The 22,962-nt window shown below is 64.3% G+C and carries 22 protein-coding genes; 5 read left to right on the top strand and 17 right to left on the bottom strand.

Going from position 1 to position 22,962, the window contains the following annotated elements; genetic code table 11:
- Position 1: 1 nt before the first annotated feature.
- From secF to yajC, 3 genes are read right to left on the bottom strand one after another with little or no spacing between them, the layout of a single operon-like run.
- A complete protein-coding gene (gene secF, locus ACE103_RS20660; RefSeq protein WP_223967692.1) occupies positions 2 to 1,036 on the bottom strand; it encodes a protein translocase subunit SecF in 1,035 nt (344 codons plus the stop codon).
- A gap of 10 nt (positions 1,037 to 1,046) precedes the next feature.
- A complete protein-coding gene (gene secD, locus ACE103_RS20655; RefSeq protein WP_223967693.1) occupies positions 1,047 to 2,651 on the bottom strand; it encodes a protein translocase subunit SecD in 1,605 nt (534 codons plus the stop codon).
- A 40-nt stretch (positions 2,652 to 2,691) separates the two neighbouring features.
- The gene (yajC, locus tag ACE103_RS20650) at positions 2,692 to 3,048 is read right to left on the bottom strand and encodes a preprotein translocase subunit YajC (protein ID WP_050400518.1); all 357 of its coding nucleotides are present in this window, start codon (positions 3,046 to 3,048) and stop codon (positions 2,692 to 2,694) included.
- A gap of 190 nt (positions 3,049 to 3,238) precedes the next feature.
- Between yajC and ACE103_RS20645 the strand changes: the two genes are divergently transcribed.
- The 3 genes from ACE103_RS20645 (at position 3,239) to ACE103_RS20635 (ending at position 6,770) form a co-directional block, all read left to right on the top strand.
- The gene (locus ACE103_RS20645; RefSeq protein ID WP_375780936.1) at positions 3,239 to 4,222 is read left to right on the top strand and encodes an ATP-binding protein; all 984 of its coding nucleotides are present in this window, start codon (positions 3,239 to 3,241) and stop codon (positions 4,220 to 4,222) included.
- A gap of 79 nt (positions 4,223 to 4,301) precedes the next feature.
- A complete protein-coding gene (locus ACE103_RS20640; protein ID WP_375780935.1) occupies positions 4,302 to 4,781 on the top strand; it encodes a hypothetical protein in 480 nt (159 codons plus the stop codon).
- Between the two features lie 357 nt (positions 4,782 to 5,138).
- A complete protein-coding gene (locus tag ACE103_RS20635) occupies positions 5,139 to 6,770 on the top strand; it encodes a porin (RefSeq protein ID WP_375780934.1) in 1,632 nt (543 codons plus the stop codon).
- Between the two features lie 86 nt (positions 6,771 to 6,856).
- Here the strand turns inward: ACE103_RS20635 and ACE103_RS20630 are convergent, their stop codons facing one another.
- The gene (locus ACE103_RS20630) at positions 6,857 to 8,242 is read right to left on the bottom strand and encodes a peptidoglycan DD-metalloendopeptidase family protein (protein WP_375780933.1); all 1,386 of its coding nucleotides are present in this window, start codon (positions 8,240 to 8,242) and stop codon (positions 6,857 to 6,859) included.
- A 110-nt stretch (positions 8,243 to 8,352) separates the two neighbouring features.
- Complete coding sequence (locus ACE103_RS20625; protein ID WP_375780932.1) at positions 8,353 to 9,009, bottom strand: protein-L-isoaspartate(D-aspartate) O-methyltransferase; 657 nt, start codon at positions 9,007 to 9,009, stop codon at positions 8,353 to 8,355.
- A gap of 374 nt (positions 9,010 to 9,383) precedes the next feature.
- Here ACE103_RS20625 and ACE103_RS20620 point away from each other — a divergent pair, with 374 nt between their 5' ends.
- Entirely contained in the window at positions 9,384 to 9,761 is a 378-nt protein-coding gene (locus ACE103_RS20620; protein ID WP_375780931.1) for a response regulator, read from the top strand.
- Between the two features lie 100 nt (positions 9,762 to 9,861).
- On the opposite strand, the gene surE is transcribed toward ACE103_RS20620, so the two are convergent.
- The 12 genes from surE to ACE103_RS20560 form a co-directional block, all read right to left on the bottom strand.
- Complete coding sequence (gene surE / locus ACE103_RS20615; RefSeq protein WP_375780930.1) at positions 9,862 to 10,629, bottom strand: 5'/3'-nucleotidase SurE; 768 nt, start codon at positions 10,627 to 10,629, stop codon at positions 9,862 to 9,864.
- A 78-nt stretch (positions 10,630 to 10,707) separates the two neighbouring features.
- A complete protein-coding gene (locus ACE103_RS20610) occupies positions 10,708 to 11,625 on the bottom strand; it encodes a hypothetical protein (RefSeq protein WP_375780929.1) in 918 nt (305 codons plus the stop codon).
- Positions 11,626 to 11,638: 13 nt separating this feature from the next.
- Positions 11,639 to 12,970 carry a serine--tRNA ligase gene (serS, locus tag ACE103_RS20605; protein WP_375780928.1) on the bottom strand — a complete coding sequence of 444 codons (1,332 nt, stop codon included), beginning with the start codon at positions 12,968 to 12,970 and terminating at the stop codon, positions 11,639 to 11,641.
- Positions 12,971 to 13,174: 204 nt separating this feature from the next.
- A complete protein-coding gene (gene tatC / locus ACE103_RS20600; protein WP_375780927.1) occupies positions 13,175 to 13,981 on the bottom strand; it encodes a twin-arginine translocase subunit TatC in 807 nt (268 codons plus the stop codon).
- A complete protein-coding gene (gene tatB, locus ACE103_RS20595) occupies positions 13,978 to 14,502 on the bottom strand; it encodes a Sec-independent protein translocase protein TatB (RefSeq protein WP_375780926.1) in 525 nt (174 codons plus the stop codon). The genes tatC and tatB overlap by 4 nt, the downstream gene beginning before the upstream one ends.
- 159 nt (positions 14,503 to 14,661) lie before the next feature.
- Positions 14,662 to 14,895 carry a twin-arginine translocase TatA/TatE family subunit gene (locus tag ACE103_RS20590; protein ID WP_050400528.1) on the bottom strand — a complete coding sequence of 78 codons (234 nt, stop codon included), beginning with the start codon at positions 14,893 to 14,895 and terminating at the stop codon, positions 14,662 to 14,664.
- Positions 14,896 to 15,042: 147 nt separating this feature from the next.
- The gene (scpB, locus tag ACE103_RS20585) at positions 15,043 to 15,912 is read right to left on the bottom strand and encodes an SMC-Scp complex subunit ScpB (protein WP_375780925.1); all 870 of its coding nucleotides are present in this window, start codon (positions 15,910 to 15,912) and stop codon (positions 15,043 to 15,045) included.
- Between the two features lie 76 nt (positions 15,913 to 15,988).
- Positions 15,989 to 16,810 carry a ScpA family protein gene (locus tag ACE103_RS20580; RefSeq protein ID WP_097672191.1) on the bottom strand — a complete coding sequence of 274 codons (822 nt, stop codon included), beginning with the start codon at positions 16,808 to 16,810 and terminating at the stop codon, positions 15,989 to 15,991.
- The gene (gene nagZ, locus ACE103_RS20575; protein ID WP_375780924.1) at positions 16,807 to 17,829 is read right to left on the bottom strand and encodes a beta-N-acetylhexosaminidase; all 1,023 of its coding nucleotides are present in this window, start codon (positions 17,827 to 17,829) and stop codon (positions 16,807 to 16,809) included. Before nagZ ends, ACE103_RS20580 begins: the two co-directional genes overlap by 4 nt.
- Positions 17,830 to 17,875: 46 nt before the next feature.
- Positions 17,876 to 19,342: an SPOR domain-containing protein gene (locus ACE103_RS20570; protein ID WP_375780923.1), complete on the bottom strand. Its 1,467-nt coding sequence runs from the start codon at positions 19,340 to 19,342 to the stop codon at positions 17,876 to 17,878.
- Positions 19,343 to 19,460: 118 nt separating this feature from the next.
- A complete protein-coding gene (gene argS / locus ACE103_RS20565; protein WP_375780922.1) occupies positions 19,461 to 21,257 on the bottom strand; it encodes an arginine--tRNA ligase in 1,797 nt (598 codons plus the stop codon).
- 9 nt (positions 21,258 to 21,266) lie between these two features.
- On the bottom strand, positions 21,267 to 22,475 hold the full coding sequence (locus ACE103_RS20560; protein ID WP_375780921.1) for a deoxyguanosinetriphosphate triphosphohydrolase: 1,209 nt from the start codon (positions 22,473 to 22,475) through the stop codon (positions 21,267 to 21,269).
- Between the two features lie 138 nt (positions 22,476 to 22,613).
- Here ACE103_RS20560 and erpA point away from each other — a divergent pair, with 138 nt between their 5' ends.
- Positions 22,614 to 22,943 carry an iron-sulfur cluster insertion protein ErpA gene (gene erpA / locus ACE103_RS20555; protein WP_021081206.1) on the top strand — a complete coding sequence of 110 codons (330 nt, stop codon included), beginning with the start codon at positions 22,614 to 22,616 and terminating at the stop codon, positions 22,941 to 22,943.
- Positions 22,944 to 22,962: the final 19 nt, after the last annotated feature.

The raw sequence follows: 22,962 nt of genomic DNA, 5'->3' as shown, positions 1-22,962 counted from the left end.
GCTACTTCTTGGCTGCGGCCGCGTCCGGCTTCTTGGCCGGCGCGTCCTGCGCCTCGCCCCGCGTGGTGTGAACCCCGAGATAGATCAGGATGGGCGCCGCGATGAAGATCGAGGTGTAGGTGCCGACCAGCACCACGCCGAACATCATGACCGCGGTGAAGCTGTGGATCGCGTGGCCGCCGAACAGCAGCAGCGCGAGCAGCGCCAGGGTCACGGTGACGTGGGTGATGATCGAACGCGACAGCGTCGAGTTGATCGACTCGTTCAGCAGCTGCGGCATCGGCATCTTCTTGTAGCGGCGCAGCATCTCGCGGATACGGTCGTAGATGACGACGGTGTCGTTGAGCGAGTAGCCGAGAATGGTCAGCAATGCCGCGATGCTGGTGAGATCGAAATCGACCTGAGTGATCGACATGAAGCCGATCGTCAGCACGATGTCGTGGACGTTGGCGATCATGGCGCCGAGCGCAAATTGCCACTCGAACCGGAACCAGAGATAGATCAGGATCCCGACGATCGCGAGCATCAGGCCGAGCATGCCGAAGGCGAGCAGTTCGCCGGAGACGCGCGGTCCGACCACTTCAACCCGGCGGTAATCGACGGACTCGCCGAGCGAGGCGCGGATCTTGCCCACCGCATCCTGCTGTGCCTTGTCGCCGCCCGGCTGCTCGGCGACGCGGATCTGCACGTCGGCCTCGCCCGAACCGCCGAGTTGCTGCAACTGCACCTCGCCGAGGCCAAGACCGTTCAACGTCGTGCGCATCGCGGCGATGTCGGCGGTGCCGGACTTGGCCCGCACTTCCAGCAGCGTGCCGCCCTTGAAGTCGATGCCGAAATTCAGGCCGTGGGTGAAGAACAACGTGATGGCGAGGATCGAGAGCAGCGCCGAGATCGGGAAGCTGATGCGGCGGAAGCGCGTGAAGTCGAAATGCGTGTCGTCGGGCACGATACGCAGCGGCGGCAGCAGGCCGAGCGCCGCGACCACGGTCAGCACGGCAATCAGGATGCCAAGGCCAATGAGAACGGTATGAGTCACAATAGGCCTCTCAGATCGGCACGGTTTGCGGCCGCTTCCACCGCACCCACCCGGCGACGATAAGGCGCGTCATGGTGAAGGCGGTGAACACCGTGGTGATGATGCCGATGCCGAGCGTCACGGCAAAGCCGCGCACCGGTCCGGTGCCGATGTAGAACAGCACGGCGGCAGCGATGAAGGTAGTGATATTGGAGTCGAGGATGGTCGCCAGCGCCCGTTTGAACCCGGCGTCGATCGCCGAGATCGCGTTGCGGCCGCCGCGCAATTCCTCGCGGATGCGCTCGTAGATCAGCACGTTGGAATCGACCGCGATGCCGACCGTCAGCACGATACCGGCGATGCCGGGCAAGGTCAGCGTGGCGTTGAGCAGCGACAGCAGCCCGAAGATCATGGCGACGTTGATGGCCACCGCGATGTTGGCGAACACCCCGAACAGCCGGTAGGTGATCAGCATGAACACGATGACCAGGATCGAGCCGACATAGGCCGCGAGCTCGCCCTTCTCGATCGAGTCCTGCCCGAGACCGGGACCGACGGTGCGCTCCTCGACCACGGTCAACGGCGCCGGCAGCGCGCCGGCACGCATCAGGATCGCCAGATCGTTGGCGGACTGCACCGTGAAGCTACCGGAGATCTGCCCCTGTCCGCCGGTGATCGGCTCGCGAATCACGGGCGCAGAGATCACCTTGCCGTCAAGCACGATCGCAAACGGCTGGCCGACGTTATCGGCGGTCGCCTGAGCGAATTTGCGGGCACCCGACGTATTGAACTTGAAGCTGACGATCGCCTCGCCGGTGCGCTGGTCGAAGCCGGGTTGAGCGTCGGAGAGTTCAGCTCCGGAAACCAGCACCTGCTTCTTGACGACGTACGGAACCGGCGGCGGCGACGCACTCGTCAGCAATTCGGAGTCCGGCGGCACCCGGCCCTGTTGGGCCTGGTCGGGCGACACCGAGGAGTCGACCATGCGGAATTCCATCTTCGCGGTCTTGCCGAGCAGCTCCTTCAGATGGGTCGGGTCCTGCAGACCCGGCACCTGCACCAGGATGCGATCGGTGCCCTGACGCTGGATCAAGGGCTCGACGGTGCCGAGTTCGTTGACGCGCTTCTCGACGATCTGGATCGACTGCTCGATGGTCTTGCGCATGCGATCGAGCATGGCCGCTTGCGGTATCGTCATGCGGATCAGCCCGCCTCCGGCGTCCGCCACCTCAAGATCGCGCTGCCCGCTCGATCCGATCAGGCCGCCGATCGGCTGCGCGATCTCCCGAAGTTTGGCCAACGCCGCTGGAACATCGGCCTCCTTCGCGATCCGGGCCTCGACGCCGTCGTTGCGGATTACGATTCCGCCGGTGAAGCCGATCCGGGCATCGCGCAGCGCCTTCCGGGCATCGTCGCGGATCTGTTCGAGCTTCTCCTTCTTTACATAGTTGGAGTCGACCTCGAGCAGGAGATACGAGCCGCCCTGCAAATCGAGGCCGAGGACGAGGCGCCGCTGCGCCCAGGCCGGCCAGGTCTTGACCTGCGCTTCGGGGAAGAAATTGGGCACGGCGCACAGGCAGACCACCAGCGCTGTCAGGATAATCCCCAGCGCTCGCCACCGCGTGAAATACAACATCGAATTGACCTGTCAGATTCGGCAAAGGGCTCCGCGGCGATCAGCTCGCGGATGCCTCATCCTTGGCGTCGCCCTTCGCCGGCTCACCCTTGGTCCGCACGCCCGAAATCATCTGGCGCATCTGCCGCACGCGAACGCCGTCCGAAATCTCGAACTCGATCTGGTCGTCGTCGACCACCTTGGTCACCTTGCCGACGAGGCCACCCGAGGTCACCACGGTGTCGCCGCGGCGGATGTTCTTCACGAGATCTGCGTGATCGCGCACCTTCCGCTGCTGCGGGCGCAGAATCAGGAAGTACATGATGACGAAGATCAGCGCGAATGGCAGCAGCGACATCAACATGCTGTTGGTATCAGTGCCAGCTCCAGCCTGAGCAAACGCAGGAGTAATCAGCATTCAGACGATCCTCGGATAAGACGGGAAAGGACCGGCAGCACCCTCGGGTTCGGGGCGGTATGGCGGTCCGGACAAATTCGCGCGGACTATAGCGGCCGCGGTCCCAATTGCAACGTTAACGGACCGTCATTTAGGGCGCTTGCGGGACCGCCGCCAGCCCGATAAGGCTGCGCCGTCAGGAACTGGACAAATGCCGAAAAAAGCCAAGAAAACTACCAGTAAAACAGCCCGCAAAACCGCCCCTCAAGCTGCCGCCAAGCGTGCCGCAAACGCCGCGACAAAACGCCCGGTAATGCCGCTCGACGGCGTCACCGCCGAGCGGATCGCGAACGCCCTGGAGACCATTGCGAGCCGCCTTGCGGCCGCCTCCCCGGCCCCCGATCCGGCTGAGACGTTCAGTGCCGCCGACGCCTTTGTCTGGCATCCGGACGGACGCCTCGCCCCGGTGCCGCGCGTCAGCCGCGTCGAGATCGGCCTGCTCAAGGGCGTCGACCGGGTGCGCGATATCCTGATGGAGAATACCGAGCGCTTCGCCAACGGACTGCCCGCCAACAATGCGCTGCTGTGGGGCGCCCGCGGTATGGGCAAGTCGTCGCTGGTCAAGGCTACGCATGCCAGCCTCAATCTCGATCGCAAGCCGGCCGACCGGCTCAAGCTGATCGAGATCCACCGCGAGGACATCGAGAGCCTGCCCGGCCTGATGGAGCTTCTGCGCAGCTCCTCCTTCCGCTTCATCGTGTTCTGCGACGACCTCTCCTTCGACGGCAACGACGCCTCCTACAAATCGCTCAAGGCGGTGCTGGAAGGCGGTATCGAGGGACGCCCCGAGAATGTCATCCTCTATGCGACCTCGAACCGGCGGCATCTCCTGGCGCGCGAGATGATCGAGAACGAACGCTCGACCGCGATCAATCCGGGCGAAGCCGTCGAGGAGAAAGTGTCGCTGTCGGACCGCTTCGGTCTCTGGCTCGGCTTCCACCGCTGCAGCCAGGACGAGTACCTCGCGATGGTGAAAGGCTATTGCGACCATTACGGCATCAAGATCGCCGAGGACGAGCTCGAGCGCGAGGCGCTCGAATGGTCGACCACCCGCGGATCGCGCTCCGGCCGCGTCGCCTGGCAATACACGCAGGAACTCGCCGGCCGGCTCGGCGTGCGGCTGAGCGGCGCATAGCGCGAGCCGCACGTCCGGCAGGTCGCTGAATCAAGTCGCAGGCCTTCTGAATTCATTGCGGCATGGGTACACTCAACGCATGCCGGCCGAACCCAGCACGACTGCGAGACGATGTGGCGAGTGCACCGCTTGCTGCGATGGCTGGCTGAAGATCCGGATACGTGGCCACGACGTCCATCCGGGGCAGCCGTGCCCGTTCAGCAGTGCGGGCAAATGCACGATCTACGACGAGCGTCCGGTCGATCCCTGCCGGAATTTCGTCTGCGGCTGGCTTACGCCGACAAGCCCGCTGCCTGACTGGATGCGTCCGGACAAATCCGATGTCATCTTTCTTCCGGCAAGCTTTGTCTGGCGCACAATTCCAGTCGATGTCGCGGTTGCCATCGGCGCTCGTCCGAAAGCCAAGGCGCGCGCGTGGCTGGAAGCCTTCAGCCGCGACGCGCGCCGGCCCCTGCTGCTGCAATCGGATGGGGACTGGCACGCGTTTGGACCGCCGCGATTCCTGAGCGACATGGTCGAGCGTCTCGCAGATACGCGAGACCCCTGGCAGCCGATCTAGGCCTCTTGCCGGGCACGAACTCGCTCTGAACTACCGAAAGCTGGCATCCATTATTCCAAAATGCATCGACATTTCTGCGGTGCAATATCTTATGTCAGCAACCCTGTCTGAATTTGATGGCTCGATTTTCCTGACGTGAGTTCAATTGCATGAGTGTAAGTCAAATCTTATTCCAAAATCATGGATGCGACAAATTGATGCAGTGCAACAGTATTATAGTACCATATAAGTCACAACGCGTGTTTATCTGTCTGGCCTCGTCCGCATCCATGTATCTGGTGTGTGGTATACATTAACGTTCCTCCACTTTGTGACCCTCAGCACACCGCTGAGGCGTTCTGACAAAGGGGGGATTAGATGAAGAAGGGACTTCTCGCCGGAACCGCACTCGCGGCGATCGGCTTGGCGCTCACACAACAACCGGTGCAGGCGGCAACGCTCGACGACGTGATGGCGCGTCTGGATGCACTCGAACGAAACAATGCCAAGCTCGCGAAGGAGAATGCACAGCTCCGGGATCGCGTGAACAACATCTCAAGCCGCAGCGCCGCGCCCCCTGCGGCAGCCTCAACGCCAAAGGGCAACCCGGTACAGCATGCCGGCGTCGCGCCCTCCCCGACGCCGGCTCCGGCTCCGGAGCATGCCGTCGTCAGCATCGGAGGCGCGCCGCTCTACAGCAAGGCGCCGGGCGGCAACGCCTTCGTCGACAACACCACCGTCACGCTCTACGGCCATGTGGATCTATCCGGCGACGTCTTCAACGCCGGCGTGTTCGATCAGGGCACCAAGTTCGGTGTAGCAAGCAACCTCACCTTTTTCGGCGTCCACGCGCGTCACGATCTCACACCGTATGGCTTCGCCGGGTGGGCCGCCGTCGCCCAGTTTGAATCCCTCGTCGAGGTCGCCGCGGTTCCGACCGAGCGCGCCGCGCTCGGAACGCGCGACAGCTTCATCGGGATGGCAACGCCATGGGGCACCATCAAGGCCGGCAAGTCCGACACGCCGTACAAGAAGGCGACCTCAAAGTTCGATCCGTTCTCGGCGACGCTCGGCGACTACAACTCGATCATGGGCAATACCGGCGGCGACCTGCGCGCCGAGTTCGATTGGCGCGCGGCCCATGCGCTCTGGTACGAATCGCCGGTCTGGAACGGCTTCCAGACCACGCTGATGATCTCGCCCGGACAGAACACGGCAAAGGACAACAGCGATTTTGCGCTCGGCGACTTCAACTGCCCTGCTACGTCCGCGCGCGGCAGCGGCAGCGGCTTCCCGCTGACCTCGGCGCCCGAAGGCTGTACCGACGGCTCGTACGGCAACCTCTACAGTGCATCGCTGACCTACAATCAGGGACCGTTCACGGCGGTCGCTGCCTACGAGCTGCACGAAGGCACCAACCGCACCGGCGACGAGGCCGTCACGCCGTTGAGCAATGGCGGCGTGCTGATCGTTCCGCCGGGAGCCGTCGGCATCGCCAACGAATGGGCCGCGAAGGTCGGCGCCGGGTATCGCATCGACGACGGCATCGGCAAGCTACAGCTCTACGGCATCTATGAGGTGATGCGGCGCGAGAACACCGTGGCCGACTTCAACGAACGGTCGCGCGACGGCTACTTCCTCAGCGCCACCCAGAGCGTCGGCGCCTGGGACGTCAGCGCGTCATGGGCCCATGCCAACGCCTCCCCCGGCTCGCCCGGCACCAGCGTATTTAACAACTACACCGTCACTCCGGCACCGGGATCGGCCGACTTTGCGCTCAACTCGGTGGACAGCAGCGCCGATCAGTATGCGGCTGGCGTCAAGTACCACTTCAGCCCGTTTGCGACCTGGTATCTTGTCGGCAGTTACCTGCGCAACGGCCCCGGCGCGCATTACTGCCTCGGCGTGAGCGGTCACGGGTATGGCATATGCGGACGCGATGCCAACAACAACGTGGTCGCCGGCAACAAGGCAAGCGCTGTGACGACAGGCATGACCTTCGACTTCTAAACCGAAACAAAACGGGGGAGGCTTGCACCTCCCCCGTTGGCTTTGTTGTGAGACTTGGAAGTCCCTTGGAAGTCCCGGCGCGTAACTTATGCGCCGTTGAGGAACTGGAGCGGATCGACCGGAGACGATCCCTTGCGAATTTCGAAGTGGAGCTGCGGCGAGCCCGCCTCGCCCGACTGGCCCGACTTGGCGATCACCTGGCCGCGCTTGATGGTATCGCCGCGCTTCACCAGAATTTCGCTCGTGTGGGCATAGGCCGTGACATAGCCGTTGGAATGGCGAACCAGCACGAGGTTGCCGTAACCCTTCAGCTCATTGCCCGAATAGGCGACGACGCCGTCTTCGGCGGCCTTGACCGGCGTACCTTCGGGCACAGCGACGTTGATGCCGTCGTTGACCTTGCCGTTGGTCTTCGAGCCGTAGGCGGTGATGACCTTGCCGCGCACCGGCCAGCGGAACGTCGGCAATGCGCCCGTGGCTTCGCTCGACTTGGTGACCACCGGCGTTTCTGCGGCGGCGACCGGCTGCTCGACAGTCGCGGTCGGCTGAACCAGCCGCGCGCTCTGTTGCGGCAGCGCCGTGGCGACGACCTTCGGAGCCGCCATGGCCGGTGCCGGGGCAACCGCAACCGGTGCGGCAGCAACGCCTTGCGCAACCGGCGCAGGCGCCGCCATCGCGGTCTTGGCGCCGGGCACCACGAGCTTCATGCCGAGGCTGAGCCGAGCCGACTGATCGAGATTGTTGGCGCGGGCAAGCTCAGCCACGGGGATGTGGTGCTGGCGCGCGATGCTGTGCAGCGTGTCGCCGCGATTGACGTAGTGGACGCCGGAAGGCGCCGCTGCGACCGCAACGGGCCGCGTCGCAGGTGCTGCCATCGCCGGCGCTGCGGCGGCGGCAGCCATCGGGCGCGGAATGACCAGCTGCTGACCGGGCGACAGCGCCCGCGGTCCCTTGTAGCCATTGGCGCGCACGATCTCGGCAGTCGAGACGTTGTAGCGGCGCGCCAGCACTTCGAGCGTATCGCTGGTGCCGACGATGATGGTGGTGGTGGTGGTGCCGCTATGCCCGGCATGCGCTGCGGCGACCGAACGCGGAACGGTGCCGGTGGCTTCGATCTGCGGCTGCGCAGGCGGCGTGTAGGACGAAAGCCCGCGCCCTCCTCCGGAGACGCCAGCGTTGGCAACCGGATAGGACTGCGGCGCGGCAACCGGCGGCGGCAACGGCTGTGACTGATACTGCGAATATTGCGGTTGCGTTCGTGGCCGCGCGTATTGCGGCAGTTCGCGCGGCGGCGGCGCCTGCACGGTGCCGGTCGGCTGCGGATCAAACGCAAACGGATTTTGCGAGTAGGAATTTTGCGAGAAGCGCGACGACATATCGGCGCTGCAACCGGCAAAAGCCATGGACATCAGCGTCAGCACCGCAACCTGCGGCACGCGACGCGAGCGAAGCAACTCAACAACCCCAGACATGGTTACTCACTCGTACGCAACAAAAGACTGTTTTGAGTAAACACGTCGCGAGTAAATAACCGCTTAACCCTGCGAATAAGGCGTTGGTGCCAAGCAGCAAATCGCCGAATTTACAATTCGCGCGCGATTCCCGGCAGCGCCGGCACAAAGCGGACGTCGACCAATTCCTTGCGATCGAAGCCGCTCTCCGTGCGCACCACGCGGACCAGGGTCTGGGTACCCTGATGCGGCCCGACCGGGGCGATCAGGATGCCGCCCGGATCGAGCCGCTCCAGCAGCTTCTCCGGGATCTGCTCCATCGCCGCGGTGACGATGATGCGGTCGAAATCGCCGGCCCCCGCCGGGACGTCGAAACCGTCGCCGAGCAGCACCTCGATGTTGTAATAGCCCAGATTTTCAAGACGCTTGCGGGCACCGTCAGCCAGCGTCCGGTAGCGCTCGATGGTCAGAACCTGCTTGCACAGCCGGGACAGCACGGCCGCCTGATAGCCCGAGCCGGTGCCGATCTCGAGCACACGGTGGTCCTTCTGCAGCTGCAGCTGCTCGGTCATGTAGGCGACGACGAAAGGCTGGCTGATGGTCTGCCCGCAGGCGATCCCAAGCGCGCTATCGCGATAGGCCTCGTTGCGGTCGCGCGGATCGACGAACACCTCGCGCGGCACCTCCTCCATGGTGCGCAGCACCGCCTGATCGCTGACCCCTCGTCGCCGCAGGGTGAGCTGAAACATCATCTTCTCGGTCGGATCGGGCTTCACGGCCATGTTCATCAGCGTCTCTGGGCGGCAGCGCGGAATCTTGCCTAGGCTTGATGCCATTGAAATCCGAAATACCGCGTTAAGGAAAAATTTCCCGTCACCTTTTGTTCCCGGTCAGGAACCAGAAGTCCGATTTCGTGTTGGCGCCAGCACGACAGCTTCCCATATAGTCGACGGCGACGCGCGGTTAACGCCCAGGCGCGCGGGGGCTCTGGTCGTGCGGTTCGCACCCCGTCGGAGTCTGGACGAATCCTGCGCAACACGTCAGTCAGAACGATCCGGCGATGCAACGTCGCGTGCTGGAAACCGACTAATTCCCAAACGTTTGCATTGCGCCTTGTAGTGTTATTTGCGAGCCTATTTCAGGGACGGGCAAGGATTCCATCATGACAGCGACACGGCCGGCGGGCTGTTCAGTTTTCCTCGTGGAGGACGAGGTCATGATCCGGATGATGGTGGCCGACATGCTGGAAGAGCTCGGCCATAGCATCGCGGCCGAGGCCGGCGAGATCGGCGAAGCGGTCAAGCTCGCGCAATCGACCGAATTCGACCTCGCGATCCTGGACGTCAATGTCAATGGCAAGGTGATCACCCCGGTCGCCGAGTTGATCAACGCCCGCAACCGCCCCTTCATCTTCGCGACCGGCTATGGCTCGTCCGGCCTGCCCCCGGAGTATCGCGATCGTCCAGCGCTGCAAAAGCCCTTCCAGCTGGAAACGCTGGCGCAGGTGATCTCCAGCGCGATGCGGAGCGCACCGGTTTAGCGAGAGCAACGGTCTGTACCTCGGATGAGCGCAGCGACATCCGGGATTCAAAACTCAGACCCCCCCGGATATCGCTTCGCTCATCCGGGCTACGCGAACATCACTTCAACGTCGCGGTCAGCGTTTCCGAAAACACCTCATCGGTGCGGTCGAGCCGCAGCGGCGTCACCGAGACGTAGCGCGCGGCAAGCGCGGCGAGATCGGTGCCTTCGGCCGGCGCATCCATCATCGCCGCACGCTCGAAGCCGATCCAGAAATACGGATTGCCGCGTCCGTCGTGACGGCGATCGATCTTCAGGAAACCCTGATTGCGCTTGCCCTGCCGCGTGATCCGGATGCCCTTGACGTCATCGGGCATACAGGACGGGAAGTTGACATTGATGACGGTGTTGCGGGGAACGCCTGCGCCGATCACCTTGCGGATGATGTCGGGTCCGAATTTCAGCGCGGTCTCCCACAGCGGCGCGTTGCGCGTCTCGATCGAAAACTCCTGCGATAACGCAAACGACGGAAAGCCCAGGATGGTGCCTTCCAGCGCGCCGGCGATGGTGCCGGAATAGACCACGTCCTCGGCGACGTTGCGGCCCTTGTTGACGCCGCTCAGCACGAGATCGGGCAGCTTGTCTCCGAGGATGTGGCGCGCGCCCATGATGACGCAATCGGTCGGCGTGCCGCGCACCGCGAAATGACGCGGGCTGACTTCGCGCAGACGCAACGGATCGTTGAGCGACAGCGAATGCGACACGCCGGACTGGTCGAGCTCGGGGGCGACGATCCAGACGTCGTCGGACAATGAGCGTGCGATCTGCTCGACGACCTGCAGGCCGGGGGCGTGGATGCCGTCATCATTGGTGCAGAGAATTCGCATCCGTCAAAGTGCCCTTTGTTTCGATCCAACGCGGGTTTCTTGGGCCGCGGCTCCTGATTTGATTGCCGTCTTAACCGGCTAGGACCGTGGAGGCAAACCCGGCCCCTGCCATCGCGCCGAGGCGATGCGCCATGGATGCACGAATCTGCCGCTGCCGGCGATCTTGCGGTCGAACACCGGCCAGGCCGGCCGCCGAACGGACGCGAGGCCTGATGGTGAGGGCGGCGGCATAGGCGCCTCCGGCTCAACCGGTGCAGCCTGGCGAGCTTCGGGGGGTTCGGATATGGGAGCTTCGGACCTGATCGGGTCGGCCTCTGGAAGCTCAGGCTTGGGAGCCTCGCGTTCGGCAGGCTCAGCCCTGGGCGATTCGACCTTGGGCGGTTCAGTCCTTTGAACTTCAGGCTTGAGCTGTTCGGGAGTGACCGAGGCCGCCTGGAGAAGCTCGGGCCGCGGAGCCTTCGGAAGCTCCGACTTGAGGATCTCGGATTCGATGGATTCAATCTTCCGAGGTTCAAGATTCGAAGGCTCAGGCTTCGGCGCTTCAACCTTGGGCGTTTCAAGCTTCGGCGGTTCGGGTCCGGGCGGCGGCCGCGCGGGCGCCTCTTCGGCCGGCTTTGCGACGGGCGCGACCGATCTCGATTTCAGCCTCGCCAGCAGCTCCTCGATCGAGGGCACCGATTCCGCGTCACGCGGAGCACGCGGCGCGGCGGGCGGCGCGGCCCGGACCGGAGCCAGCGGCGGCGGGACGGGTGCGGATGCGGGCAGATCGGCCGGCGCCAAATCGGCGAACTTGCCGCGCGCGATCTCCAACGCCTTGTCGAAGTCCGGCCTGTCGATCCAGGCCTTCGTTTGTATCTCGGTCACGCGCGCTTCCCACAAGCGCGCGGCCTCGATGTCGTAGTAGCCCATCTGCTTCTGATTGATCAGCTGCAGACCGTGGCCCGTGACGGCCCATTGTCGACCAAGCCAGTGGATGTCCCGGTGGAGCGGCATCACACTGGCCCTCGCCTCACATGCCGTGCTCGATGACTTTGAGCCCGCCCATGTAGGGCTGCAGCACATCGGGCACCGCGATCGAGCCGTCCTGCTGTTGGTAGGTCTCCATGACAGCGATCAACGCGCGCCCGACCGCCGTGCCGGAGCCGTTCAGCGTATGCACGAAGCGCGGCTTGCCGTCGGGGCCGCGATAGCGCGCATCCATGCGACGCGCCTGGAAATCCCCACACACCGAGCAGCTCGAAATCTCGCGATAGGCGCCGCCATCGCCCTGCCCCGGCATCCACACCTCGATGTCGTAGGTCTTCTGCGCGGAGAAGCCCATGTCGCCGGCGCACAGCGTCATCACACGATAATGCAGGTCGAGCTTCTGCAGAACCTGCTCGGCGCAGGACAGCATGCGCTCGAGCTCGTCCTTGCTGGCTTCGGGCGTCGTGATCGACACCAGTTCGACCTTCGTGAACTGATGCTGTCGGATCATGCCGCGCGTGTCGCGTCCCGCCGCACCGGCTTCGGCGCGGAAGCACGGCGTCAGCGCTGTGAGCCGCATCGGCAGCTCCTTTTCGTCGAGGATGGATTCGCGCGCGAGGTTGGTCAGCGAGACTTCGGCAGTCGGGATCAGGCCCAAGCGCTCGCTGCGCAGATCGGCATTCGGCGCCGACAGCAATTCGCCCTTGATCGCCCAGAACTGATCGTCCTCGAATTTCGGCAACTGTCCTGTGCCGAACATCACGGCGTCGCGCACCAGCAGCGGCGGATTGATCTCGGCGTAGCCGTGCTCGCCGGTGTGCAAATCGAGCATGAACTGCCCGATCGCACGCTCGAGCCGCGCCAGTCCCTTCTTCAGCACGACGAAGCGCGCACCGGACAATTTCGCCGCCGCCTCGAAATCCATATAGCCGAGCGCGGTGCCGAGATCGTCATGCAGCTTCGGTGCAAAGCCGTAGTCGCGCTTCTTGCCGAACACATGGTGCTGGACGTTGCCGTGCTCATCGGTGCCGTCGGGCACCTCGTCGAGCGGCAGATTGGGAATCGACGACAGCTCCTTGGTCAGCTCGTCATCGGATGATTTCGCGGCCAGCTCGAGCTCTGGCATCGTGGTCTTGAGCTCGGCGACTTCGGCCATCAGCTTGGCGGCGCGCGCCTCGTCCTTGGCCTTCTTGGCGTCGCCGATCTCCTTCGAGGCCGCATTGCGCCGCGCCTGGGCCTGCTCGGATGCCAGGATCGCCGCACGCCGCTTCTCGTCGATCGCCAGCAGCGACGGCGACAGAGCCTCAAGTCCGCGGCGCTTCAGGCCGGCGTCGAAGGCTGTCGGGTTGTCGCGGATCGCTTTGATGTCGTGCATGGCAGTCGGGGTCCTAACGTCGCTCGGGCAGATAGCGTTGTATGCCAACGTTTGCGTTGTATGTTTCCACTACCACGACTGTCATCGCCCGCGAAGGCGGGCGATCCAGTATTCCAGAGACGTCGGCGTGTCACCGAGAAGCCGCGGCGCACTGGATACCCCGCTTTCGCGGGGTATGACACCGAATGTGACGTGAAGACAGCCCTACTCGGCCGGGTTGGTCGCCGATGGCGCCCCGGACGAGGTGCTCGAGGCCGCGGCCTTCTTCTCCACGATCCGGACCGCGATGATGGCGCCTTCATAGAGCGCGAGCAGCGGGATCGCGAGCGAGGCCTGGCTCAGCACATCGGGTGGCGTCAGCACGGCGGCGATGATGAAGGCGATTACGATAAAGTAGCGCCGTTTCTCCCTCAGCATCTTCGAGGTGACGATGCCGATGCGGCCGAGCAGCGTCAGGATCACCGGCAGCTGGAACGCGATGCCAAAGGCGAAGATCAGCGACATCATCAGCGAGAGATACTCACCGACCTTCGGCAGCAACTGAATCTGCGCGGTCTCCGCGCCGGCGGTCTGCTGCATGCCGAGCGAAAAACGGGTCAACATCGGGAAGACCACGAAATAAACCAGCATCGCGCCCATCACGAAGAATATCGGTGTGGCGACCAAATACGGCAGGAACGCATTGCGCTCGTGCTTGTAGAGCCCGGGCGCCACGAACATGTAGACCTGCCCGGCAACAATCGGGAACGAGATGAAGGCCGCCCCGAACATTGCGAGCTTGAGCTGGGTGAGAAAATATTCGAGCAGCGCCGTATAGATGAATTTCGAATTCTCCGGTCCCGCCACCCAGATGAAAGGCCAGACCAGGACGTTGAAGATCTGCTTGGCGAAGAAGAAGCAGATGATGAAGGCCACAGCGAAGCCGAGCAGTGCCTTGATCAGCCGCGAGCGCAGCTCGATCAGATGATCCATCAAGGGGGCCTTGCTGGCCTCGATATCTTCGGCGCTCATGACGCCCTCGCGTCCTTGAGCACGTCAGGCTGCGCCGGCGTCTCGTCCTGCGCAGGCGCCGGCTCGGACTTCACCTCGCTGGTGATCGCGAGCGGCTCGCCGGTGGCAGCGTGCGTCTCGGCCTCGACGAAGGTTTCCGGTGTCGGTGGTGCGGGTGTTGTCGGGGTCACCGGTGCGTCGCTTGAGGTCACCGGCGCGTCGATCGCAGACGCGACCTGCGCATCGACCGGCTTGTCGATCTGCAGGGCGTCGCTGACGTCCTTGTGCAGCGAGGTCATGATGTTGCCGCTGGTGATGCCGGTTGCGGCTTCCCTGACCTCGTCAAAACTCTTCTTGAGGTCGGCCATCTCGGCCTCGCGCATGGCTTCCTGGAACTGGCCCTGGAATTCCGAGGCCATCTTCCGGGCCTTGCCCATCCATTGCCCGACCATGCGCAGCACGCCCGGCAGCTCTTTCGGGCCGATGGCGATCAGCGCGACGACCGCGATGACGACCAGTTCACTCCACCCGATATCGAACATGAATTGTTCCGCCCAAGCGCGCCGCCATCGGCCCCATCGGTCCTAACAGGATCTGGGGCTGCCGGCGCCTTTTCTCATCGGCGTCCATAACGCGTCTCTACGGCGACGTCACCGTTTCGCGCGAAGAAAAACGTCGAAATATGCGTCAGTACAAGCGCGTTAGACGGCCTTGCTGCCGACGTCCTGGCGCGCGGCCGACGGCGCCGCATTGTGATCGATCGCCTTGGTGGACTCCGGCTTGTCCGCGACCTTGTCGTCGTCCTGCATGCCTTTCTTGAAGGCCTTGATGCCTTGGGCGACGTCACCCATCAGGTCCGAAATCTTGCCGCGTCCGAACAGCAGCAGGACCACTGCGATCACGACGATCCAGTGCCAAATGCTAAGCGAACCCATCCTGCAACCCTCCAGAAATGGCCGGTGGACCGGCCTGAACATGGCCGGAAGTTAGGCCCCCGGGGTGTCAAAAACAAGGACCTCGGCCGCGGCAAATCGCTGTCGCGGCTACGTAATATTGCTAGGCTTAACCGGGAATATTCCGGGCTATTCGCCCTTCTCCTCAGCGCCGTCGTCATCGCCCGCGTGGTCGATGTGCTCTTCCGGCTCATCAGCGTCAGGTTCGGCCGTGTCGACCTCGGCGGCAACGTCCGCTTCGAGGTCGGTTTCGGCCTCGGCTGTCGTTTCGAGCTCGACAGTCCCAACCTCGGCGGCCTCAACCTCGGCAACCGCTTCGCTGTCGGTTTTCGGTTCCTCGGCTTCCGGCTCGACGGCCGGCGCGAGCAGCAGTTCCAGCGTGTCGCCGGGCTCCAGCGGCTCCTCGTCCTCCCGCAGCGTCGCATCATCCGATGGCGACGGAACGGAAAAGCCGGTCGGCAGCCGCGAGTCGAGCAGGCCGGTGCCCTTCAGCTCCTCGAGTCCCGGCAGGTCGCCGAGCGCTTCCAGGCTGAACTGTGTCAGGAAGGCGTCGGTAGTTCCGAAGGTCAACGGACGGCCCGGCGTCTTGCGGCGGCCGCGCGGGCGAATCCAGCCGGTCTCCAGCAGCACGTCGATCGTTCCCTTCGACGTCACCACGCCGCGAATCTCTTCGATCTCGGCACGGGTCACCGGCTGGTGATAGGCGACGATCGCCAGCACCTCGATCGCGGCACGCGACAGCTTCCGTGTCTCGGTGCTCTCGCGCGTCATCAGCCACGACAGATCGCCGGCGGTACGGAACGTCCACTTGTTGGCGACCCGAACCAGGTTGACGCCGCGCGGCGCATATTCCGCCTGCAGCTGCGCAAGCGCCGCCTTGATATCGACGCCGTCGGGCATCCGCTTTGCCAGCGTTGCCTGATCGATCGGCTCGGCCGATGCGAACAACAGGGCTTCAAGGAGCCGCAATTCCTCAGGACGCGCTACCGGATGATCCATAGGAGAAACCTCCTCCTCGGGCTCGTCTCTGCGCACTTCCGCCAAGCTTGCCATGGGCCTGCTCTCCTTCTTCCACTTACTCAACCGACAGGTCCGGCGCAGCCATTGCGGCCTGCGCTTGACGCTTTCGGAAATAGATCGGCGCGAACGCCTGCTTCTGGTTGATTTCCATCTCGCCCTCGCGAACCAGTTCGAGGGCAGCAGCGAAGCTCGATGCGAACACCGTCGCCTTCTGCTTGGGATCGGCGACGTAGTTCATCAGGTACTCGTCGAGGCAGCTCCAGTCCTCGGCAAGGCCGACCAGCCGCTCCAACGAGGCGCGCGCTTCGGCTAGCGACCACACAGTCCGCTTGGCCAGATGCACCGAGGTCAGCACGCGTGACGCGCGCTGCGTGGCATAGGCCGACAGCAGGTCGTACAGGGTCGCGGTGAACTTCGGATGCTTGATCTCGGCGATCGATTCCGGATTGCCGCGCGGAAAGATATCGCGCTGGAACTGCGGCCGGTTCATCAGCCGGTTCGCAGCCTCGCGGATTGCCTCCAGGCGGCGCAGCTGGTTGGCGAGCGCGGTCGCCATTTCCTCGGCGCTCGGCCCCTCCGCAGTCGGCGGTTCGGGCAGCAGGAGCCGCGACTTCAAGAAGGCAAGCCAGGCGGCCATCACCAGATAGTCGGCCGCAAGCTCGAGGCGGATTTTGCGCGCGGCCTCGATGAACGACAGATACTGGTCGGCGAGCGCAAGGATCGAAATCTTCGACAGATCGACCTTCTGCTGTCGCGCCAACGTCAACAACAGGTCGAGCGGGCCTTCATAGCCCTCGACGTCGACCACCAGCGCCGGTTCGCCGTCGGCGAGATCGGCCGGCCGCCCGGTCTCAAACGATAGAATTTCAGCGGTCATGCCGTCCCTACCCGATCCAACAACGCATCCAGTTCAGCCCGTGCCGCCTGCCGGTCGAGCGGCTCAGGCTGCTTCCGCGCGGCGAGCACAGCCTTGGCCCGTTCATGCGCCTTGCCGGCCAGTTCCGGCGTCTCCCGCGCGACCTCGCGCATTTCGTCGATATTGCCGTTGCAGTGCAGAACCATGTCGCAACCGGCGTTGACGATGGCGCGGGTCCGTTCGGCAATTGATCCGGCCAGCGCATTCATCGACACGTCATCACTCATCAACAAACCTTGGAACCCGATCAGGCGGCGAATCACCTGTTCGATGATTGTCGCAGAAGTCGTCGCCGGATGGACGGGGTCCAGCGCGCTAAACACAACATGTGCGGTCATCGCCATCGGCAGGTCCGCCAGCGGCCGAAACGCGGCAAAATCGGTCCGTTCCAGCTCTAGTCTCGCGGTATCGACCGTCGGAAGGCGGAAATGGCTGTCCGCGGTGGCGCGGCCATGGCCGGGAATGTGCTTGAGAACCGGCAGCACGCCGCCCTGTTCCAGCCCGTCCGTGACCGCACGGGCGATCGCCGCGACCTTGTCCGGCTCGGTTCCATAGGCCCGGTTGCCGATCACCGCATCCGCGCCGGCCACCGGAACGTCGGCCAATGGAAGGCAATCGACGGTGATTCCGACGTCGATCAGGTCGGCCGCAATCAGCCGTGAGCTGAGCCGGGCCGCTGTCAGGCCTAGCTTCGGATCGATGTCGTAGAGCGCGCTGAAGCTCGCGCCGGGCGGATAGACCGGCCAATGCGGCGGGCCGAGCCGCTGCACCCGGCCACCCTCTTGGTCGATCAGGACCGGGGCATCGGCCATGCCGGCCACCGACCTGAGTTCCCTAACAAGAGCTGCCACTTGGGCAGGACTCTCGATGTTGCGCTTGAACAGGATGAAGCCCCATGGACGCTCGGCGCGAATGAATTCGCGTTCAGCGTCGTTGAGGACCAGCCCGGATGTGCCCGTGATGAATGCGCGGTTCGCCATTCGGCCGATTAGGCCGTATGCAGCTCACGGGTCAAGGAAACGGCCTTTAATTTCTTTGGATGAGGCACTGCGGCCCACCGGCCGACATCAGGCTCCGGCACACTTGGTTCGCCTCTTCCGACGACGCGAACGGGCCGGCAAAGGCGCGGTAGTAGACGCCCTTCTCACCGAGATCGACGCGTTTCACCACCAAAGGCTGCGAACCGAGCACGCTGCGATACTTGCCTTGCAGCGTCCGATAGGACGACTGCGCGTCCGCCTCGTTCTTCTGCGACGACACCTGAACAAGATATCCACCGCCACCAACCGAGGCAGTCGAGGTCGACGCCACCCGGGTCGGAGGCGCGGCCGGAGCCGCGTCGGCCTGCCCGGGAGCCAGCGACATTGGCGCGTTCACGCTGGCATTGGCCGCAGCCGGATTACCACGCGACACCGGTGGCTTCGCCGCCGTCGGAGGTTTCGCCGGCACGGCGGCCGTGGCTTGCGTGCCATCGGGCGAATCGCCTTTGACCGCGAGCGTGCGAACCTTGCGCGGCTCGTTGTTCGGCAGCGTCCCGTTCGCGGTGATCGGCGCCGGCGCGGGTTGCGCCGTCTGCACACTGGCCACCGGCGGCGGATTCGCATTCGCATTCAGCGCCGGAAACACCACGCGCGGTCCGGCGGTCTTCGAATTGACGTCGACCGGCGCCTCCTCACGCGACACGATCTTCTCGGTGCCGTCACCCGCTGCCATGCGATCCGGTGTCTTGGCCGGCGCATCGGCCTGGGCCGGGATCACCTTGGTCGGCGTGTTGTCGGCCTTGATGATCGGCGGCTCGCCGCTGCGGGGCGAGCCGACATAGGTCCGGTAGGCGTACGCGCCACCGACGCCGAACACGCCAAGCGCCAGCACCGCAGCGACCGTCATCAGGCCGCTGCTCCGTCGGCGCGGTTCAGGCTCTTCTTCGTCGGCTTCATACGCATAGGGATCGTCCGGATAGGACGGATCGCGCTGCAAATCCTGTTCGCCGGCTTCCAGCTGGCCGTAGAGCGCTTCGTCATAGCGCGACGGATCGTGGCTCTGATCGCCGCTCTGATAGGGCGGCTCGTCGTCAAAGGCCTCGGGTTGCCTGGGGGGCTCGACCGGCCGATAGGTCGCGACCGGTTCGGGCGCAGGCGGCTGTGCCTGCTGGGCCGCATAGCGGTGCAACGGATGCACCGGCTTCGGCTGGTAGTCCTGCTCGGGTTCTTCGTACGCCGTGTGCTGCACGGGCGGCGGAGCGACGGTCTCCTGCCGCGCGCGCTGCATCCAGGGCGGCGGGCCCGCGGGCGGCGCATCCTCGTCCTCGGCCTGCGGATCATAGTGTTGCGGCCGCGCGTTGGCGCGCGACTGCAACGGACGCGGCGGCGTCTTGTTCGCGGCGCCGAATGGATCCGTCTGGCCGATCAGCCGAGCCAGTTCGGCGAGCGGATCGCTCTCGGCCCTGGGTGCCGCGTCGGTGGAAAAAAGTCGGTCCTGATATCGATCAGCCATCGTGATGATGCATCCCCTTCGGGACAGCGCCAAGATCGCCGGCACAGCCGGTCCGAACGAGTTGGCCCCTGCCAGATGCCCTCACAAATCCCCACTCGTGAGGGCCTAATGCCCCTGCCTACCGCATCTCGGTTGGAGCACGGACGCCTAGAACAGCTAAGCCCGATGCCAGAACCGAGACGACGCCCTGAACCATTGCCAGTCGCGCCCTCGTGATCTCTGCATCATTATTGATAATGAAGCGTAAATAGGGCAAATCGCGCCCCTTGGTCCACAGCGCGTGAAATTCACTGGCCAAATCATATAGATAAAAAGCGATTCGGTGCGGCTCATGTGCCACCGACGCAGCCTCGATCATCCGTGGATAAAGCGCCAGCCGCCTGAGCAGCTCGAGCTCGGCCGGGTCGGTCAACCGCTCGACCGCAGCGTTCCGCAGATAGGCCAGCCGCGCCTCGTCGGTCTCGGGCAGATCGGGAACCGCCTCCTCCCGCGCATTGCGGAAGATCGAATGGCCGCGGGCGTGACCGTACTGCACGTAGAAGACGGCGTTGTCCTTTGACTGCTCGATCACCTTGGCGAGGTCGAAATCGAGCACCGCGTCGTTCTTGCGGAACAGCATCATGAACCGGACCGCGTCCGAGCCGACCTCGTCGACCACTTCGCGCAGCGTGACGAATTCGCCGGAGCGTTTCGACATCTTCATCGGCTCGCCGTCACGCAGCAGCTTGACGAGCTGCACGATCTTGATGTCGAGCTCGGCCTTGCCAGCGGAGACCGCCTTCACGGCCGCCTGCATGCGCTTGATGTAGCCGCCGTGATCGGCGCCGAACACGTCGATCATGCTGGTGAAGCCGCGCTCGAACTTGTCGCGGTGGTTGGCGATGTCAGACGCGAAATAGGTGTACGAGCCGTCCGACTTGATCAGCGGACGATCGACGTCGTCACCGTAGGCGGTGGCGCGGAACAGCGACTGCTCGCGATCCTCGTAGTCCTCGACCGGCTTGCCCTTCGGCGGCGGCAGGCGGCCCTCGTAGATGTCGCCCTTGGCGCGCAGGAAATCGATGGTCTCGGCGACCTTGTTGTTGCCGGACGTGATCAGCGAGCGCTCGGAGAAGAACACATCGTGATGGATGTTGAGCGCGGCGAGATCGCCCTTGATCATCTCCATCATCATGACGATCGCCTTGTCGCGCACGATTGGCAGCCACGCGGCTTCCGTCATGTCGAGCAGCTTCTCGCCGTATTCCTTGGCGAGCGCCGCGCCGACCGGCACGAGGTAATCGCCGGGATAGAGCCCTTCCGGGATCGCGCCGATGTCCTCACCGAGCGCCTCGCGGTAACGCAGGAACGCCGAGCGCGCGAGCACGTCGACCTGCGCGCCGGCGTCGTTGATGTAATATTCGCGACAGACGTCGAAGCCCGCGAACTGCAGCAGGCTGCACAGCGCATCGCCGAACACGGCGCCGCGGCAATGGCCGACATGCATCGGCCCGGTCGGGTTGGCCGAGACGTATTCGACATTGACCTTCTCGGCCTTGCCGATGTCGCTGCGTCCGTAGGCTGAGCCGGCGGCCAGCACAGCGCGCAACGCGTCCGCCCAGACCTGCGGCTTCAAGGTCAGGTTGATGAAGCCGGGCCCGGCGACGTCAACGGACGCCACCAGCGCGTCGGCACGCAGCCGCTCGGCGATCTTGTCGGCGAGCTCGCGCGGCTTAGCCTTGGCCTCCTTGGCGAGCACCATCGCGGCATTGGTCGCCATGTCGCCATGACTGGCATCGCGCGGCGGCTCAACCACCACGCGGGACAGATCGATGCCCGCGGGCCAGTTGTCCTCGGCAGCGACAGCGGCACAGATCGCGTGCACGCGCGCCAGCATGTCGGCAAAAAGGTGTGATGGTGCAGTGGTGTCGGCCATGGCAGGGCGCTAACGCAAATCCGGGGTCGAGTCAAAAAGCCTTTGGTGTTCGATCAGGGCAAAACGGTCGGTCATCCCGGCAATGAAATTGCCGATCCGCCTGTTCCGCGCGCTCCCGGTCTCCTGCACGCTCCCCTCGATCCATTCCGCCGGCAGGTCGCCCGGCGATTGCCGGTAACGCTCATAGAGATTGCGGACCACTTGCTCCGCCTCCCGCATCACAAGCATCACCCGCCGGTGGCGATACATCCGCCGGAACAGGAATGCCTTGATCGCCGCCTCCTGCTCGGCCACCTCAGGCGGAAACGCGATCAGCGGCGCGTTGTGGTGCCGCACGTCCTGGGCCGATTGCGGCTGCGCGGCCGCAAGGCGCCGGGTCGCCTCGTTGAAGACGGCGCTGATGAAATGCGAGATCAGCTCACGCACCAGTTCGGCACCGCGCCGGACCTCGTCGAGCACGGGATAATGGCGATCGATCTCGGCGATGATCTCTGCGGTCAGCGGCATCTCCTTGAGGTCGTCGACCGCAAACAGACCGGCGCGGAGGCCGTCGTCGATATCGTGCGCGTCATAGGCTATGTCGTCGGCGAAGGCCGCGATCTGCGCCTCGAGCGAGGCATAGCTCCAGAGCTCGAGATCGTAGGTCTGGTTGTAGTCGGCGATCCCGATCGGAAGTCCGCTGTCGAGGTAGCGCCCGCTAGGTGCGCCGTTGCGTTCGGTCAGCGGGCCGTTGTGCTTGACGATGCCCTCGAGCGACTCCCAGGTCAGGTTCAGCCCGCCGAATTCGGGGTAGCGATGTTCCAGCGAGGTGACGACGCGCAGCGCCTGCGCATTGTGGTCGAAGCCGCCATCATCCTTGAGGCAGTCATCGAGCGCCCGCTCCCCGGCATGCCCGAACGGCGGATGGCCGAGATCGTGCGCCAGCGCCAGCGTCTCGGTCAGATCCTCGTCGACCCCGAGCTGGCGCGCCAATGCGCGGGCGATCTGCGCGACTTCCAGCGAGTGGGTCAGCCTGGTGCGATAATGATCGCCCTCGTGGAAGACGAAGACCTGGGTCTTGTGCTTGAGGCGGCGGAACGCGGTGGAATGGATCACCCGGTCACAGTCGCGCCGGAACGGGCTGCGGGTCCGGCTCGGCGGCTCCAAGACAAGCCGTCCGCGGCTGCGGTCGGGATCGCAGGCATAAGGCGCGCGGGGGGCAGCCATTCCGACCGACACGGTATTTTAGTCCTTATCCATTTGATTCCATGGTCCGACGCACTTAACTATGACTGAGGCGGCGGACCAAATGAATTGGGCATGACGCCGGGCATGATCCGATCAGATCATGCACAGATTGGGTTTCGGAGACCGACCATGACTGCTGCCATCACCGTCAGCGAACGGGCCGCCCGCCGGATCGGACAGATCCTCAGCAAGGAAGGCGACGGTGCCAAGCTGCGCATTTCGGTCGAGGGCGGCGGCTGCTCCGGTTTCCAGTACAAGTTTGACGTCGAGCGCACCCAGGCCGATGACGACCTCGTGATCGAGCGCGACAGCGCCGTGGTGCTGATCGACCCCGCCTCGGTCCCGTTCCTCGCGGGCTCGGAGGTCGACTTCGTCGACGACCTGATCGGCGCCTCGTTCCGCGTCGTCAATCCGAACGCCACCGCGTCCTGCGGCTGCGGCACCAGCTTCTCGATCTGACGCTTCCTCGCCTGACGCG

Origin of the sequence: Bradyrhizobium sp. ma5 (genome assembly GCF_042258955.1) — a bacterium.
In the GTDB taxonomy this organism is placed as follows: Bacteria; Pseudomonadota; Alphaproteobacteria; order Rhizobiales; family Xanthobacteraceae; genus Bradyrhizobium.
This window is presented reverse-complemented; position numbering and strand designations above follow the sequence as displayed.

Bases quoted from the DNA above. Each gene is read 5' to 3' on its own strand.
- ACE103_RS20580 (WP_097672191.1), bottom strand. From the start codon at position 16,810: ATGACCGCTGAAATTCTATCGTTTGAGACCGGGCGGCCGGCCGATCTC.
- argS (WP_375780922.1), bottom strand. From the start codon at position 21,257: ATGGCCGACACCACTGCACCATCACACCTTTTTGCCGACATGCTGGCG.
- serS (WP_375780928.1), bottom strand. From the start codon at position 12,970: ATGCACGACATCAAAGCGATCCGCGACAACCCGACAGCCTTCGACGCC.
- nagZ (WP_375780924.1), bottom strand. From the start codon at position 17,829: ATGGCGAACCGCGCATTCATCACGGGCACATCCGGGCTGGTCCTCAAC.
- ACE103_RS20620 (WP_375780931.1), top strand. From the start codon at position 9,384: ATGACAGCGACACGGCCGGCGGGCTGTTCAGTTTTCCTCGTGGAGGAC.
- erpA (WP_021081206.1), top strand. From the start codon at position 22,614: ATGACTGCTGCCATCACCGTCAGCGAACGGGCCGCCCGCCGGATCGGA.
- scpB (WP_375780925.1), bottom strand. From the start codon at position 15,912: ATGGATCATCCGGTAGCGCGTCCTGAGGAATTGCGGCTCCTTGAAGCC.
- surE (WP_375780930.1), bottom strand. From the start codon at position 10,629: ATGCGAATTCTCTGCACCAATGATGACGGCATCCACGCCCCCGGCCTG.
- tatB (WP_375780926.1), bottom strand. From the start codon at position 14,502: ATGTTCGATATCGGGTGGAGTGAACTGGTCGTCATCGCGGTCGTCGCG.
- ACE103_RS20635 (WP_375780934.1), top strand. From the start codon at position 5,139: ATGAAGAAGGGACTTCTCGCCGGAACCGCACTCGCGGCGATCGGCTTG.
- ACE103_RS20645 (WP_375780936.1), top strand. From the start codon at position 3,239: ATGCCGAAAAAAGCCAAGAAAACTACCAGTAAAACAGCCCGCAAAACC.
- yajC (WP_050400518.1), bottom strand. From the start codon at position 3,048: ATGCTGATTACTCCTGCGTTTGCTCAGGCTGGAGCTGGCACTGATACC.
- ACE103_RS20590 (WP_050400528.1), bottom strand. From the start codon at position 14,895: ATGGGTTCGCTTAGCATTTGGCACTGGATCGTCGTGATCGCAGTGGTC.
- ACE103_RS20625 (WP_375780932.1), bottom strand. From the start codon at position 9,009: ATGAACATGGCCGTGAAGCCCGATCCGACCGAGAAGATGATGTTTCAG.
- tatC (WP_375780927.1), bottom strand. From the start codon at position 13,981: ATGAGCGCCGAAGATATCGAGGCCAGCAAGGCCCCCTTGATGGATCAT.
- ACE103_RS20630 (WP_375780933.1), bottom strand. From the start codon at position 8,242: ATGTCTGGGGTTGTTGAGTTGCTTCGCTCGCGTCGCGTGCCGCAGGTT.
- ACE103_RS20570 (WP_375780923.1), bottom strand. From the start codon at position 19,342: ATGGCTGATCGATATCAGGACCGACTTTTTTCCACCGACGCGGCACCC.
- ACE103_RS20640 (WP_375780935.1), top strand. From the start codon at position 4,302: ATGCCGGCCGAACCCAGCACGACTGCGAGACGATGTGGCGAGTGCACC.
- secD (WP_223967693.1), bottom strand. From the start codon at position 2,651: ATGTTGTATTTCACGCGGTGGCGAGCGCTGGGGATTATCCTGACAGCG.